Here is a 15,969-nt window from a genome sequence, read left to right as displayed (position 1 = left end):
AAAGGCGCCGTCCGACCAGCGTCTTTCGTACTCTGAGACCGCACCGGGGGAGCCCCGGTTTCGTTCCGAAAGGGCCCCCCTGTCATGAAGCGATCGCTCGTCGGCGCCGCCACCGCCGGTGCCCTGGCGCTCACCGGCGCTCTGTCCCTGGCCACGGTCGGCGGCGCGTCCGCCGGTGAGACCGCGCCGCAGCAGCAGACCGTGACGGCCAAGCCCGGCCAGAGCGCGGCGGTCGAGACCACCGCGGCGAAGAAGTGGAAGCTGGTCTTCAGCGACAACTTCTCCGGCAGCAAGCTCTCGTCGAAGTGGTACACGTACCCGACCGGTCCGTGGGCCGGCCGCAGCTGCGCGACCGCCACGCCCGCCATGGCGAAGCCGAAGAAGGGCAAGCTCCACGTGCGGGCGACCGTCAACAAGAGCAGGTCCGGCACGTCGAAGTGCAAGAAGTTCTTCTACAACGGCCAGATCGCGTCGAAGCAGGCGTTCCGCTACGGCAAGTTCGAGGCCCGGATCAAGTACCAGTCCTCGCCCGGCGTGGGCGGCGCGTTCTGGCTGCTGCCGGGCAAGGAGGCCCCGACCGACGTCTCGCCGAGCAACCCGGCGGCCTACCGCGGCGGCGAGGTCGACATCGCCGAGTACTTCGGTGACCGCTACAAGCCGGTCGGCAGCATGTACCACTTCGTGTACTGGCCGAAGCAGACCTCGGGCGGCATCAAGACCATCAAGACGGGTGGTCCGCAGCCGGGCTCGAAGAAGGCGCTGAAGGGCAAACTGCCCTCGAAGGGTTTCCACACCTACACGCTGGAGTGGACCCCCACCAAGTACGTCTTCAAGATCGACGGCAAGGTGACGGCCACGATCAAGCAGGGCGTGTCGAAGCGGAAGCAGTTCGTGCTGTTCAGCATGCTGACGTCCGACTGGATGCTTCCGTTGCAGAAGAGCAACTCGATGCCGGCGACGATGCAGGTCGACTGGGTGAAGGTCTACCAGAAGAAGTGATCATCTGCCTCTAGGCTGACCCGCAACTCTCGGGGAGGCAAAGGGTGAAGGTCAGGGCTTCCGGGCTGTTCGTCGTACTGCTGCTGCTCCTCGGCCTCGCCGCCTGCGGCGGCGGGGACGACGAGAAGACGGCGGTGGGCGAGGGCCCGCCGCTCGGGGTCTCGGTGGAGCCGCGCAAGCCGCTCGCCGGCGAGACCGTGGCCATCACCGGCAAGGCCGGTCCGGCCGGGCGTTCGGTCAATCTCGAGCGCCTGGCGGGGTCGGCGTGGGAGCAGGTGGAGTCAACCTCCTCGGGCGAGGACAGCAGTTTCCGCTTCCAGGTCGAGCCCGGGTCCGAGCCGGTCACCTATCGGGTCGTCGCGGTCAGCACCGGCTCGAACAAGACGCGGATCTCCGAGCAGGTCGAGCTGCGGACCTACGACAGCGGCGGCACGCTGCTGATCCGTCCCGCGATCGGGCTGCGCCCCGACGGCAAGACCGAGCTGCTGCCCGGCGTCGCCGCGTTCACCCCGTCCCGCACGGGTGCACCGGTGGTCGTCGAGAGCCGGAGCAAGGGCGGGTCGTGGGCGGAGGTGGCCTCGGGGGAGCAGGACGAGAACGGCGAGTTCGCGTTCCGGCTGCCGGCGTCCGCGGACGCCGACACCGAGTACCGGGCCCGCAGCGAGGGCGAGGACGGGGCCGAGGAGCTCGTCACCGCCGTCGTCCGCGGCACGCCGTGGAAGTTCGTGTGGGGCGACGAGTTCGACGGCACCGAGCTGCAGTCGCACTGGCGGATGTGGACCTCCTACCGGCCCTGCACGGTCAACGACCCGTCGCAGAACAAGGTCAAGGGTGGCGTCCTGGAGATGTTCGCCAGCTGGGACACCTCGAAGAAGCCGCTCAAGACCGAGAAGTGCAAGGACGGCCAGTTCCTCACGAGCCAGATCGGCACCGACCAGACGAAGAACTTCACCTACGGCATCTTCGCCGCGCGGATGAAGGTGCACCCGAACGACGGCGTGCACTCGGCATTCTGGCTGTACCCGGCGCCCGGCACCGGCCCCGCCAGCCCCGCGCCGGACGACCCGGCGGAGAAGGGCGCGGAGGTCGACATCGTCGAGTACTTCGGCGACGACTTCGGCAACGGCGACTACCACAGCTACGTCTACTGGCCGCGCCGCGAGGCCGACGGGACGATCACCAACGTCAAGACCGGCGGCGGACAGAAGAGCGGCCAGCTGCTGCCGAAGGGCCGGTACCCGTCGGACGACTGGCACATCTACTCGGTGGAGTGGACCCCGACGGAGTACATCTTCCGGATGGACGGCATCGAGACGTCCCGCGTCAAGACCGGCATCTCCCACCGGGAGCAGGCGATCATCCTGAGCATGCTCGCCTCCGCGTGGGAGACCCCCCGCCTGGAGGACGACAGCCTCCCGACGAGCATGCAGGTCGACTGGGTCCGGGTCTGGCAGCGGGACGAGAAGCCCGCCCGGTAGGGTCTGGCGTTCAATGACGTCTGCAGCTGCCGACCGGTCCGGCCCGCCGCGCTTCTCGATCGTCTCGGCGGTGTACGACGTCGCTCCGTATCTCGACGACTTCATCGCGTCGATCGAGGCGCAGAGCTTCCCGCTCGACCGGATCGAGATTCTCGCGGTCGACGACGGCTCGACGGACGACTCGCTCGCCCGGCTCCGGGCGTGGAGCGAGCGTCGACCCGGCCTGGTCACGGTGCTGACCAAGCCGAACGGCGGCCAGGCCTCCGCCCGGAACCTGGGCATGCGCCAGGCCCAGGGGGAGTGGGTCACCTTCACCGACCCGGACGACATGATCGAACCGGGATACCTGACCGCGGTCGACGAATTCCTGCGGAAGAACCCGGACACCGACCTGGTGGGCTGCCGCCGCATCCTGTACTGGGACTCGACCAAGGAGACGTCCGAGCACCCGCTGGAGCACCACTTCGCGCTCGGTGACCGCGTGGTCGACCTCGACGAGTCGCCCACGCTGTTCTACGCCAGCGCCCCCTGCGCCTTCGTGCCGCTCGCCCGGGTGCGCGACCTCGGGATCGAGTTCGACGAGGAGCTCAAGCCGAGCTTCGAGGACGCCCACATGCTCGGGCGCTACCTGCTGGCGCTGCCGGCCCCCCGGGTCGGCTTCCTCGCCTCGGCGGACTATCTCTACCGGCGCCGCGGTGACTCGACGTCCGAGGGCAGCTTCACCGACACCGGGCGCTACACGACCGTGCCGCGGCGGGGATACCTCGACCTGTTGCGCCGCGGCGCCGAGCGGCGCGGCGGAGTGCCGGCCTGGGTCCAGAACCTGGTCATCTACGACCTGTCGTGGAGCCTCGCCTACCAGGACCGCGCGGCCGGCGCCGGTGGCGGGCCACGGGGGGCGGTCGCGGAGGAGTTCCACGACCTGCTCGCGGAGATCACGACGCATCTCGACCCGGACGTCATCGCCAACTTCAACGCCCGCACCATCCCGTACATCTGGCGCGAGATCCTGGCCCACGGGTACGGCCCGCCGGGGTGGCGCCCCCAGGGCGTCGTGCGCGATCGGCGTGACCGGGCGGCACAGCTGGACCGGGTTCGCTACCGGTACACCGGCGATCTCCCGGCCGAGGAGTTCGTCGTCGACGGCGTCCGCGTGGAGCCGCTGCACTCGAAGTCCCGGGACCTGGACTACTTCGAGCGTCTCGTGCTGCGCGAGCGGATCGCCTGGGTCCCGCGGGGGAATCTGACCGCGTCGCTGGACGGCGTGCCGGTTGAGGTCTGGCCCTCCGACCCGCGCCCGCCGTTCCGTGACAAGCCGCCGGGCTGGGTCAAGCCGAAGAAGCAGAAACGACAGGACTCCAGGCAGGACCGCTTGCTGCGGCGGTTCGCGCGGACTCGCGTGGCGCGGCACTACCTGCGCCACGCGTGGGTCCTGATCGACCGCGTCCACGACGCGGACGACAGCGCCGAGCACCTGTTCCACTGGATCCGGAAGAACCGGCCGAAGACCAACGCCTGGTTCGTCATCGAGAAGGGGACGCCGGACCACAAGCGACTGAAGTCCCAGGGCATCCGCCGGGTGGTCCCGTACGACTCGCTGCTCTGGAAGCTGTTGATGCTCAACTGCGAGCACCTCATCTCCTCGCACGCCGACGCCGCCATCACGAACCCGCCGGGGCTCAAGACGCTGATCCCGTCGCCGAAGTGGCGCTACAGCTTCCTCAATCACGGCGTCATCAAGGACGACCTCTCCGCCTGGCTCAACCCCAAGAACGCGGAGATCTTCGTGACGAGCACGCCGGGGGAGTACGAGTCGATCTGCGGTGAGGGAACGCGCTACGTCTACACGTCGAAGGAGACCGTCCTCTCCGGGATGCCGCGGTTCGACAAGGTGCGGGAGGTCGGGCTGCGTTTCCCTCCGGAGCAGCGCGACCTGATCCTGATCGCCCCGACCTGGCGGAATTGGCTCGTCGCCCCGCTGGCCCCCGGGTCGCAGCGGCGCAAGCTCGTGGACGGCTTCACCGAGACCGAGTTCGTGAAGCAGTGGCGCGCCGTCCTGTGCGCGCCGGACTTGGGAGAACTGGCCGAACGTCACGGGCTGACCGTCGCCACGCTGCTCCACCCCAACCTCCAGGCCGTGCGCGAGGAACTCGAGTTGCCCTCCTACGTGACGTCGTTCGGGTTCGTCGGCCACGACGTCCGTGAGCTGTTCGCGCGGTCGCGGGTGGTGGTCACCGACTACTCCTCGATGGCCTTCAACGCCGCGTACATCGACCGACCGGTCGTGTACTTCCAGTTCGACCACGAGGCGATGTTCGGCGGGGCGCACGTGGGACGCGGCGGCTACTTCAAGTACGAGCGGGACGGCTACGGACCCGTGACCTACGAGGCCGACCGCGCACTGGCGGCGATCCGCGAGGTCGTCGACCGCGGGCCGGAGCCGGCGGAGGAGTACCGGCAGCGGATCGCGGAAGCGTTCCCTCAGCGCGACGGCCGGTGCAGCGAGCGGTTGTACGAGGCGATCGTGGCTTCCGCTCGGCCGGTCGGGGCGTCTGGCACAGTGTCGGCGGGTCCGGTCCGACCGAACCCGGCCTAGGCCGGGAACCGCGAAACGAGGGGTGCGATGTCGAAGGTCGCCTTCATCACCGGCGTGACCGGTCAGGACGGCGGGCACCTCGCCGGCCTGCTGCTGGGCAAGGGCTATCGGGTCGTCGGCATGGTCCGGGGTCAGATGGAGCCCAGCCACCCGCGGTACCGGCAGATCCAGGAGGACCTTCCGGGCGTGGAACTCGTCCTCGCCGACCTGCTTGATCCCGCTGCGCTGGTCCGCGCGCTGTCCACCGTGCGGCCGGACGAGGTCTACAACCTGGCGGCCATCAGCCACGTGGGGTACTCGTTCCACAACCCCGTCCTGACCCACCAGGTCACGGGCGGCGGCGTCCTCAACATGCTCGAGGCCATTCGTGCCGCCGGTCTCGCGGACACGGCGCGCTTCTACCAGGCGTCGACCTCCGAGATGTTCGGCGGCCTCGACTACAACCGGCCGAGCCAGGGGTACGACGAGACCGCGTTGTTCCACCCGCGCAGCCCGTACGGCGTCGCCAAGCTCTACGGCCACTGGATCACCTGTAACTACCGCGAGAGCTACGGGATGCACGCGAGCAGCGGGATCCTGTTCAACCACGAGGGCGAGCGACGGGGTCCCGAGTTCGTCACGCGGAAGATCAGTCAGGCCGCCGCCCGGATCAGCCTGGGCAAGCAGCACGTGCTGGAACTCGGCAACCTGTCCGCGAAGCGGGACTGGGGCTACGCCGGCGACTACGTCGAGGGCATGTGGCTGATGCTCCAGCAGGACGAGCCCGGCGACTACGTCCTCGGGACCGGCGAGGCTCATACCATCCGCGAGTTCTGCGGGCTCGCCTTCGCCGAGGTCGGCATCGAGTTGGAGTGGCGCGGCGAGGGGCCGGACGAGACGGGCGTGAACCGAGCCTCGGGAACGACCGTGATCCGCGTCAATCCAGCGTTCTTCCGCCCGGCCGAGGTCGACATCCTGCTCGCCGATCCCAGCAAGGCCGAGCGTGTGCTCGGGTGGAAGCGGCGGGTCGACTTCTCGGGGCTGGTGAAACTGATGGTGGCTCACGACCTCGAGGTGGAACGCGCCGGGGTGCGCGGGTAAGGACACCACCCAGTGCTCAACACCTCAGGACCACAAGGCACGTCGGCGACTCGCGCGCTGGTCACCGGTGCGAACGGCTTCGTGGGGCATCACGTCGTCGCCCAGTTGGTCGACCGTGGCTGCGGTGTGATCGCCGTGTCCCGGCAGGACAGGGCCGACCCCGCCATTGCGGACCTGATCGACGCGTACGTCTCGTGCGACGTGGCCGACCTCGAGCAGGTGCGTTCCCTGCCGCTGGGCGACGTCGGGGCGGTCATCAACCTCGCCGGCCTGGCCGCGGTCGGGCCGTCCTTCGACCAGTCCGAGGAGTACCTGCGGGTCAACGTCGACGTGCTCGACACCCTCTGCACGGCACTGTCGGACCAGAAGCTCGACGACGTGCGCGTCATCGCCGTCAGTTCAGGTGCCGTCTACCGGGCGGGGCAGTCCATGCCCCTGTCGGAGGAGGGCGCTGTCGACCCGGGATCCTCGCCCTATGCCGCGAGCAAGATCGCGATGGAGGAGCGGGCGCTGGCGCACCGGACGAACGGGCTGGACTGCGTCGTGGTCCGGCCGTTCAACCACATCGGGCCCGGGCAGAGTCGAGGCTTCCTGGTGCCGGACCTCGCGCACTCGGCGGCCGAGGCCCGCCGCGCCGGCCGGCCCATGCGCGTCGGCACGTTGACGACCCGGCGTGACTACACGGACGTGCGGGACGTCGCGCGTGCCTACATCGAGCTCGCCGAAGCTCCGACGTTGCCGGACGCGGTCTACAACGTCTGCAGCGGCGCCTCGGTCAGCGGCGAGGAAATTCTGGCCATGGTGCTCGACGCGCTGGGCTGGGACGACCTCCCGACCGAGTCCGACCCGAGCCGGGTCCGGCCGACCGACAACCCCGACGTGGTCGGTGACAATCGGCGTCTCGCCCGGGCCACGGGATGGGCCCCAACCATCCCGGTACGTAGATCCATCGAGGAGTTCGTGAGCGCCCTGCCGGGGGAGTTACCGTAACGACCTTCAGCGCCTGGTTGCAGGTGCGGAGCGCGAGTGCACGGAGGGTGGGCGCAGTGGATTACGAGATCTCGTATGCGCAGAACGGCGAGGACATCCTGCTCGCGGCGTTCTTCCACGGCGTGTCCGCCGGCCGGTACGTGGACCTCGGAGCGAACGACCCGTTCATCGACTCCGTGACCAAGCGTTTCTACGACCTCGGATGGCGCGGGGTCAACATCGAGCCGATCCGGCGCCACCACGAGGCGCTGACGAAAGACCGACCGAACGACGTGAATCTCTGCGTCGGCGTGTCGAACGCTCCGGGGCGCGTGCAGTTCCGGGAGTACCTGGGTGACGGGCTGTCGACCTTCTCCCCGCAGATGGTCGACCAGCGCGCCGGGGAGCCCGGGGAGGTCACGTCGAACTACTGGGACTACGAGGTGGAGGTGCGCACGTTGCGTGACGTCCTCGCCGAGGCGGACCTCCCGCAGATCAACTTCATGAAGGTCGACGTCGAGGGCTTGGAGTACGAGGCACTCGAAGGCAACGACTGGGACCGCTTCCGCCCGGAGGTCATCTGCATCGAGGCCAACCACGTCTTTCGCGACTGGCGGACCTTGCTCCGGGAAGCGCGCTACCAGCTCGAATTCTTCGACGGGCTCAACGAGTACTGGGTGGCCGAAGAGGCCGCGCACCGGACGGCGACCTTTCGCGAGAAGTACGTTCCGGTCGCACTCAGCCGGCCGGTGGTCAAGTACCCCGTCCACCTGATGATGAACAAGTACATCGACCGGATCCAGCTCCTCGAGCGCCGTCTCGCCTCGCTCGAAGCGACCCTGCGCTCGACCCGCGCCGGCAACCGGGCACTTGTGACCAAGTTGAAGTCCGCCGAGCGGCGCGCAGAGGCGGCCGAGGCGACGCAGGTCGGTCTGCGGGACGTGGCGAACAGCGTGGACCGTTACGCCGAGGACCGCCTCCAGCACTGGCGGGACGCGTCACGCCGGGCACGCCTCCGCCGACTGGAGTCGCGGGCCTACGCGGGTCGGCAACCGGCAGAACTCCTGGACGGGATACAGGCAACTGACCGCTCCGTGTTCACCAACGAGGTTCGGTCATCCGGCCTCTCGGCGGTGGCGTGGCGCGGATACCGGAAGGGAAAGCAGTTGGCTCGTCAGGTGGCGCGGCGGTCGTCCGCACCGGGGCACGGAGCGGGACGGCGGAAGTGAACAGCCTGGGGAGTGCGTCGACCCTGGTCATCGACGCTCAGGTGCTCCAGACCGACACGTGGCACCGCGGCATCGGCAAGTACAGCTTCGAACTGCTCGCGCACGCCTGTGCCGCGCTGCCGCACGAGCGTGTGATCCTGCTGCTGAACCGTGCAGTTCCACTCGGGCGGGACCGGCGCGATGCAATCGCATTCCGCCTCCCGGGGGTGGAGGTCGTCGAGGCCGATCTGGCCCTGCCGTACGAGATCGGCGATCCGGCTGCGCGCAAGGCCAACGGCCCGCGACTCGACGCGTTGTTGCGCGAGCTGGGCGCCCAGGGCGCGGACTACCTGATCCTTGCTCCCTTCCCGGGGGGCATGAACTACGCCAGCGTCTTCCCCACCTCGGCCGCCGGTCGGCGGATGTGCGTGGTCTACGACCTCATCCCGCTCCTGCTGCACGAGCGGTACCTGACCACGCCGGAGCACAGACGGTCCTACCTGATCAACTACCGGACGGTTCTTGAAGCGGACCTGATCTTCACGATCTCCCAGACGGTTGCCGACGACCTCGCGGTGCATCTCGGGATACCGGCAGAACGCCTGATCAACATCAGCGGCGCGGCGATCGGTCGCCGCGAGGTTGCGCCGGTGCCGCCGGATCTGCCGGGCGTCGGCCGCTTCGTGCTCATGCCGACCGGCCAGGACCACCGCAAGAACAACGTGCGCGGCGTCCAGGGATTCGAGATCGTCCGGGCCGGGAGCCCGTTCCCGCTCTCCCTGGTGCTGACCTCGCGGTACACAGCCCAGGCGCGCACCTCACTCATGGAGCGCTCCGAGGGACTGGTCTTCGTCGGAAATGTCTCCGAGGCGGAGATGTCGTGGCTGTTCCGGAACGCGGAGGCCGTGCTCTTCCCGTCGGAGATCGAGGGCCTCGGCCTCCCCGTCCTGGAAGGCGTCGAAGCCGGCGTCCCCGTGGTGTGTTCCGACATCAGCGCCTTTCGCGAGATGTCCGCCGACGCGTTCCACTACTTCGAGCCGAAGGCGCCCGACGACATTGCCCGTGCACTTCGTGAAGCGCTCGAGGCGACGCCCGAGGAGCGCGCGCGGCGCACCGCGTCCTACCCGGAGATCATCGAGCGGTTCAGTTGGCAACAGACCGCGACGATGTTGACCGATGGGCTCGCAAGCTCCCGCGCGCGTTCCACCGTCCGTGCGTCGGTCACCGAGCGGCCGCGGATCGCCGTCCTCGGGCCGAACCCGCAGGGACACTCCGCCATCGGCAAGGTGATCCAGGAACTGCACCCGGCGCTCTCGGAGCGTTTCGACGTCCACTACTACCTGGAGATGCCGCGCTCGGCGAACCGGGTCCGTCCGAACTACTTCAGCCGGGTCGCCCGGTACTTCGACGTCGACCGCTTCAACGCGCAACGGCATGCTCGGTACGACGGAGTCTTCTACCACCTGGGCAACAGTCAGTTCCACGTCGCGACCGCCCGCAACGCGCTGCACCTCCCGGGGTACGCGATCGTGCACGACACGTTTCTGCCGTATCTCTTCGACGCGATGGTCGCCCAGGGCGTGATCACTCCGGAGCGGCGTGCGGCCGAGGAACGGTTGCACGCCTCGTTGGGTGCGGACCGGAGCAGCTGCCTGGCTTCGCTGATCAACAACCAGAAAGGCGTCATCGTCCATTCCGAGTATGCGAAGGAGGCGGTGATCCAGGCCTCGGTCGGCCCGGTGCCGTGTCACGTCCTCGGACTCCCGGTCGGCGTCCCTGAACTCCCGTCACACTTTCGCGGAGGTCCGGTCCGGGTCGGGCTGGCCGGCATCCTCGCCGAGATCAAAGGACTGGGAATCATCCGCCGGCTGGCACTGGACGAGCGTTTCGCGGATGTTCAGTTCGAGGTGTTCGGTCACGGCAACCGCACCCACCCTCACCTGCTGTCACTCCAGGTGTTCCCCAACGTCACCGTCACGACCAATGTCTCGGACTTCGGGTTCCAACAGCTGTTGTCCAAGCTGGACGTGCTGATCAGCTACCGGGCGGGCTACCGGGGGGAGACGTCGCTGGCCACGCTCGAGGCCATGCGGCACGGGGTCGTCAACGTCGTGCGCGGGGGCCTGGGCTGGTTCGAGGAGCTCCCCTCCGACGCCGTGGTCAAGGTGGAGTCGGAGAAGGAACTGGCCGACCGTCTCGTCGACCTGGTCGCGGACGCGGACCGGCGGCGCTCGATGGGCGCCACCGCGCAGCACTTCACCCGGGAGCGGCATTCTCACCAGCTGTACGCGTCGGGTCTCGCGGCCGCCCTCGCGGAACCTGCGCCGAGGCCGAGTCGGCACGTTCCGCTTCGTTCCTCACCGTTCGTGGCACGGGGGAGGGCCGTGGTCGCTGATGTTGCCACGCGATTCCGTCGTGTGTCGCCGTCCGTCACCGCCCCCGACCCGGCGACCGCCACCTCTCGACGTTCCGAGGAGTTGGACGTCGATCAGCTGGGCATCGCCGGTGTCCGCGACTCCGTCCCGAAAGACATCCGACGCGGCCGGACCCCGGTCCGTCGCTCGCGGGCGTGTGCGGCAGCGGAGTTCGATCAGAACTGGTTCCACCGGCAGGCCACCCGACTCGGGGAGGCCGGCAGGTGGGACCTGCACCGCAAGATCTGGGAGTGGTGCGAGATCCTCCAGGCCGCGGAGGACGCCGGCGTCCTGGAGGAGGGCCGCCGAGCGTGCGGATTTGGGGTGGGCACCGAGCCGATTCCGGCGACTCTCGCGGGGCTCGGCCTGAGCGTGTTGGCTACAGACTCACCGCGGGACGACACCGGGAACTGGTCGAACACCAACCAGTACGCGCGGGGCCTCGAATCGCTCCTCAAGGAACACGTGAATGACGCGGTCGTCCGGCGGCAGGTCGAGTTCCGTCCGTTCGACATGACCAGCGATCCGAGCGTTCTCGGCTCTTTCGACCTGGTGTGGTCCTCCTGCGTCGTCGAGCACCTGGGCTCGCCGGAGGCCGGCCTGGAATTCATCCGTCGGTCTCTCGCCATGCTCCGGCCGGGTGGGGTGGCGGTGCACACGACGGAGATGGAGTTGCGTCCCCGCAAGAAGTCGCGGGACTACGGGAACCTGGCGGTCTACACCCCCGAGGATCTGCGCGCGTTCTTGAAGGCCCTTCCGCCCGGGCACTCGTTCAACGCCACCTTCCGGATCCCGCTGTCGACCCCGGCGGACTGTCACATTTCGCCGCTGCCGTACTCGCCGCGGCTCCCGCATCTCAAACTCAGCCTGGGACAGTCGATCACGACCTCCTTCGCTCTCACTGTCGTGAAGAACCCGGAGGCATAGATGGACGCGATCGATCTCGGTGTCGACGACTTCAATCTCTTCCTGCACGCCCTCCGTACTCAGGGTCTGCAACAACTGCCGAAGGCCGACGTCGTCGTCCACGGCGGCTGCGCCGGCGAGTGGTACTTCGCCTGGTTCCGTGAGAACTACCCCGGCACTCCGTCGCGGCAGTACGGCATCGAGCTGTTCTCGCCTCCTCCGGCGAACCTGCCGGAGGAGGTCGTCTGGTTGGCCCAGAGCCTCGGTGACATGAAGGGCGTCGCCGACGGGGAGGCCCAACTCGTCTTCGGCGGCGAGGTGATCGAGCATCTCTGGCCGGACGACATCGCCGCCTTCCTGCTGGAGGCCCACCGCGTGCTGGCCAGTGGGGGTGTCCTCGCGATGGACAGCCCCAACCGGCCCGTCTGCCAGTCGCTGCAGTGGACTCACCCGGAGCACACGCTCGAGTTCTCCGTCGACGAGGTCGTCGAGATCCTCGGTCTGGCCGGCTTCGACATCGAGATGCTCCGCGGAGTGTGGCTCTGTTACGACCGCGAGCGGCACGGACTCCTGCGGTTCGACGACATGGACGGCCAGGCCCTCGACCGTGCGACTCGCATCGCGGCCGCCCCCGACAACCCGGAGGACTCCTTCGTCTGGTGGGTGCACGCCTGCCGCGCCGACCGACAGCCGGACGCGGATACGTTGCACCGACGACTGATGGAGCTCTACGGCAGTTACCGGGCCGAGCGGCTCGCCCGGCTGCGCCCGATGGCCCCGGTGGACTTCGACCGGCAGTACGGTCGCGTCGTTCGCCACGCGGGCAGTGCGCCTGGTGTGCTGTTCCACGGCCCTTACGCACCGGTGCCGGAGGGTTCGTGGGAAGTGGTCTTCCGGGTGCGCCGCGACGGGCCGCCGGCGCCCGCCGACGTCAAGATCGCTCGCGCGGAGGTCCTGGTCCTCGGGGAGGTCGTGGCGAAGCGGAACCTCAAGGGCGCCGCTTTCGACCCCGACACCGGTTGGGCCGAGGTCGCCGTGCCGTTCGAGTTCGAGACGACGCGCATGGCGGTGCAGTTTCGGCTGGTGTCGCAGGGCGTGGCTCCCCTGACCGCCCAACTGGCCGTCGAGTTGCGCCGACGCACGCGGCGCAAGCCGACCGGGCGTGCTACCCCGGTCGGGCGGCCGGAGCCCACCTTCGGCGACGTCCGTCGCTGGGTGCGCCGCCGCGCGGGTCGGTTGGCGCGCGCAACCGCTCAGCGCGTCCGGGCGGCTGCCGAGCGTCGCCGGGGCTGAGTCAGCGCGCAGCCCGGGATCGGATCTGTGCAGCGCGCCACAGCACGTAGTCCAAGCGCGTAAGTTCCTTGAGCCGCTGCCTCTGCCGGGGCGTCAGCCTGCCCAACTGGTACGGACTCTTGCCTCGGGGGCGGGTGTTGTGACGGTCGATCTGCGGTCCGCGGAATCCGCGGGCACGCGCGATCCGTCGCGCCAGGACGTCGACCTGCTCGGTGGTGCCGACGTAGGAGATTCGAGAGAGTTGGCGCAGTGCGCGCGGCAGCAGACGCGGCGACGGGGGTAGGGGCGCGAACTCGAAGGCCATGGCGCCGGCCAACGGGTGAGCCGGCTCGACAAGCTCAAACGGGTCCTCGAGGTCCGCACGCCAGGAGAGGCCCAGATAGCGGGACTGGGTGTTGTGAACCATCGCGCGCACGACCGGGTCGTCCAGCGCGCGGTCGAGGTCGCCCGCGTAGAACTGCAACCGTTCGTGGACGGGGTGGTTCTCGTCGCGGTGCACGTGCGCGAGATGAGAGGTCGCTCGTCGAAGGGGCTCGCGCAGGATGGTCACCGTGCAGGGCGGTGAATCCAGCAGTTGCAAGGGCGCGTCGGCGAGATGGCCGCGGACGAGGGCAAACGGGGTGAGGGTCGTCGGGGACGGGTCCTGACGGACCGCTGAGAGCAACTGTTCGGGGTAGATGCTCTCGTCGGCGTAGTGCTGATCAAGCCAGGCGATGAAACTCGTGCCAGCTGTCTTCGGGATGTGCCAGAAGTACAAGCGTTCCGAGTTGCGCGGGTGCCGAATTCTCCTGTCGGCCGTGGGCGACATGACGTCAGCCTATGTGCCGTGCTGAGCAGTGCGAACTGCGGTGGTCCGTTGCTCAGCGTCGACTCGTGACCCGACGTCGAATACGACGGACCACGCCGCGGACGGCGGATCTGAGATCCTGCTTCGCGGCTAGTTGGGCCTCGAGTTCCTTGCACCGTTGGCGGAGTCGCTGGTTCCGCCGTCGGAGATCCGTCATCTCCTGCGCGGCGGCCGCCTGCGCGGACTGCCCTGCGGGGCGGGCGGGAGGGGTGCTGTACACGATCGGCCCCGCGCCCACCCCGAGAATCGCCGCACTCACACGTGTCGCTCCGGCGATGTCGAGCAGGCCCAACTCGGCGGCGTCGATCGCCAGGGTGTTCGGCGTCGGGCCGAGAACCGCTGGCTTGAGCCGTGGGAGCACGCGCGGTGGCGGGTCAGGCGCCTCACGGTCGAACCAGGAAAGCAGTTCGGCGTCGTCCTGCAGCGTCGCCCGGATGACCTCGCGCTGCTGCTTTCGGACCGCGGGATCGAGCTCGGTCATGGACTCCAGGTACCGGCAGACCATCGAACGGCGGTCGTAGTCGAGGTCGGTCTCGGGGAACACGCACTGCCGCGCCCACTCGAAGGAGTCGACGACGTGGACCGGGCCCAGTCGGAGGTCCGGCACGCGGGGGTGAGCCACGATGTCGAACTCGGCGTTGAGCGACGCGAACTCATCCGCGATCGCGTTGTCACCCGACACCCGCAGGGTGGCCACTCCGTTGCTCTGACCGCCGAGTCCGGCGATGCCCATGGGGACGCCGGACGAAAGATACGTCCCGCTCAGCCACGCGAGAGCGAAACCGGAGTAGACGTCCGGATAGATGGTCGGGAACACCCGCCCGACGCGCTCGCGCAGATCCTCGACGAGATCGCGGCGGACGACCGCCGAGTAGATCATAGGCAGCAGGTCGGCTCCGGTACGGAAAGCGATGACGTCGGCGATCGCTTCCTTCCCCGAGATCTCACGCAAGGTGCGGCCCAGCGGAATGTGCAGGTAGTTCGCGTCCTCGGGCACCGCCATTGTGGGCCAGGTATAGATGCCGCGACGCCACGTAACCGCTGACGGGCGGCTGTACCGCTCGATCAGGATGGCGAGTTCGCGAAGGGCGTAGGGCATGAGTCCGTCGTCGTCGCCCACCACCGTGAGGTAGTCGCCTCGAGTCTCCGAGAGGGCGTACTCCCAGTTGGCGCTCATCGCCAGAGGTCGATCCGTGCGAAGGTAGCGAATCCGCGGGCTGTCGGCCTGATCGACCACCTCGCGCGTGGCCGGCGAGCTGTGGTTGTCGCAGACGACGATCTCGTAGTCGTCGAAGTCCTGGGCGAGGCATGTCTGGAGCGTGGACCGAAGCGTCTCCGCCCGTTCGCGGGTGGGGATGACGACGCTGAACAGCGGTCTGGAGGAGGGCGACGTCATCGAGTCACCGGACCCGACGCAGGTAGGCGGACGGCCAGTGCGTCACGCGGTCCGAGACCTCGCCCTCGTTGAAGGGGAACGACGGTTCCTCGATGACGAAGTCGGGGGTTTCGGTTGCGAAGATTCGCGCGGCCTCCTGAGGGTTGTCGGTCAACCACTCCGGTTTGCCGCGCGGGACGTCGGTCAGTTGCTGCATGAGGCCGTCGGTCGCGACGAGATAGGAGTCGGGGGATACCAACGGAGCGTAGGCGCGGAGCTCCGCCAGCACATGGTCGCGGGTGTGATTCGAGTCGAGCAGTACCAGGACCCGCTCCCCGTCCCGGACGTGGCTCCGTACCTGCTCGACGGTCTGCCGTGAAACAGCGTCACCTTCGACCAGGGTGATGCGATGAGCCAACTCGTGGCTCTCGATCGCGGTCCGATTGTGCGGGCGGATCTCGATGTCGACGCCGATGACACGTCCGGTGCCCATCGCCTCGAACAAGCTCGCGTAGAGGATGAGCGAGCCGCCGTGCGCCACACCCGTCTCGACGATCACGTCGGGCCGCAGTCGATAAATCAGTTCCTGGATCCGAACGATGTCCTCCGGTAGCTGGATGATCGGCCGGCCGAACCAGGTGAACCCGTAGGTGTACTTGAGTGCCCACCCCACGTTCACCCACTGTTCGCTCAGCAGGCGAAACGCGTCGGGGGAGTACAGCGGGTACTCCTGGACACCGTCGGCACCGCTGCAGACCAGTGTCGCGGCCTCGGTGTCGATGGTCAGACGGGTCGGCGGCACTC

General features: G+C 68.4%; 11 protein-coding genes. 8 read left to right on the top strand and 3 right to left on the bottom strand.

Annotated features, from left to right (window positions below):
* Positions 1-84 precede the first annotated feature (84 nt).
* Genes SPOPO_RS0123005 through SPOPO_RS33215 form a run of 8 tightly spaced genes read left to right on the top strand, consistent with a single transcriptional unit; the run spans position 85 to position 12,943 of the window.
* Positions 85-999 carry a glycoside hydrolase family 16 protein gene (locus SPOPO_RS0123005; RefSeq protein ID WP_019877492.1) on the top strand — a complete coding sequence of 305 codons (915 nt, stop codon included), beginning with the start codon at positions 85-87 and terminating at the stop codon, positions 997-999.
* Positions 1,000-1,043: 44 nt separating this feature from the next.
* A complete protein-coding gene (locus SPOPO_RS33225; protein WP_019877490.1) occupies positions 1,044-2,477 on the top strand; it encodes a glycoside hydrolase family 16 protein in 1,434 nt (477 codons plus the stop codon).
* Positions 2,478-2,490: 13 nt separating this feature from the next.
* Positions 2,491-5,073: a bifunctional glycosyltransferase/CDP-glycerol:glycerophosphate glycerophosphotransferase gene (locus tag SPOPO_RS0122995; RefSeq protein WP_019877488.1), complete on the top strand. Its 2,583-nt coding sequence runs from the start codon at positions 2,491-2,493 to the stop codon at positions 5,071-5,073.
* A gap of 27 nt (positions 5,074-5,100) precedes the next feature.
* Entirely contained in the window at positions 5,101-6,153 is a 1,053-nt protein-coding gene (gmd, locus tag SPOPO_RS0122990) for a GDP-mannose 4,6-dehydratase (protein ID WP_019877487.1), read from the top strand.
* A gap of 12 nt (positions 6,154-6,165) precedes the next feature.
* The gene (locus SPOPO_RS0122985; RefSeq protein WP_019877486.1) at positions 6,166-7,143 is read left to right on the top strand and encodes an NAD-dependent epimerase/dehydratase family protein; all 978 of its coding nucleotides are present in this window, start codon (positions 6,166-6,168) and stop codon (positions 7,141-7,143) included.
* 56 nt (positions 7,144-7,199) lie between these two features.
* Positions 7,200-8,351, top strand: coding sequence for an FkbM family methyltransferase (locus tag SPOPO_RS33220; RefSeq protein ID WP_019877483.1), 1,152 nt, complete (start codon positions 7,200-7,202; stop codon positions 8,349-8,351).
* Positions 8,348-11,671, top strand: coding sequence for a glycosyltransferase (locus SPOPO_RS0122975; protein WP_019877482.1), 3,324 nt, complete (start codon positions 8,348-8,350; stop codon positions 11,669-11,671). The genes SPOPO_RS33220 and SPOPO_RS0122975 overlap by 4 nt, the downstream gene beginning before the upstream one ends.
* Positions 11,672-12,943, top strand: a complete 1,272-nt coding sequence (locus tag SPOPO_RS33215; protein ID WP_019877481.1) for a methyltransferase domain-containing protein — start codon at positions 11,672-11,674, stop codon at positions 12,941-12,943. It abuts the gene before it with no gap.
* Position 12,944: 1 nt separating this feature from the next.
* Here SPOPO_RS33215 and SPOPO_RS0122965 read toward each other — a convergent pair whose 3' ends face one another.
* Genes SPOPO_RS0122965 through SPOPO_RS0122955 form a run of 3 tightly spaced genes read right to left on the bottom strand, consistent with a single transcriptional unit; the run spans position 12,945 to position 15,967 of the window.
* Positions 12,945-13,751: a hypothetical protein gene (locus tag SPOPO_RS0122965; RefSeq protein WP_156870163.1), complete on the bottom strand. Its 807-nt coding sequence runs from the start codon at positions 13,749-13,751 to the stop codon at positions 12,945-12,947.
* A 52-nt stretch (positions 13,752-13,803) separates the two neighbouring features.
* Entirely contained in the window at positions 13,804-15,186 is a 1,383-nt protein-coding gene (locus SPOPO_RS0122960) for a glycosyltransferase family 2 protein (protein ID WP_019877479.1), read from the bottom strand.
* Positions 15,187-15,190: 4 nt separating this feature from the next.
* Positions 15,191-15,967: a cephalosporin hydroxylase family protein gene (locus SPOPO_RS0122955; protein ID WP_019877478.1), complete on the bottom strand. Its 777-nt coding sequence runs from the start codon at positions 15,965-15,967 to the stop codon at positions 15,191-15,193.
* Positions 15,968-15,969: the final 2 nt, after the last annotated feature.

The organism is Sporichthya polymorpha DSM 43042 (assembly GCF_000384115.1).
GTDB classification, from domain to species: Bacteria; Actinomycetota; Actinomycetes; order Sporichthyales; family Sporichthyaceae; genus Sporichthya; species Sporichthya polymorpha.
This window is presented reverse-complemented; position numbering and strand designations above follow the sequence as displayed.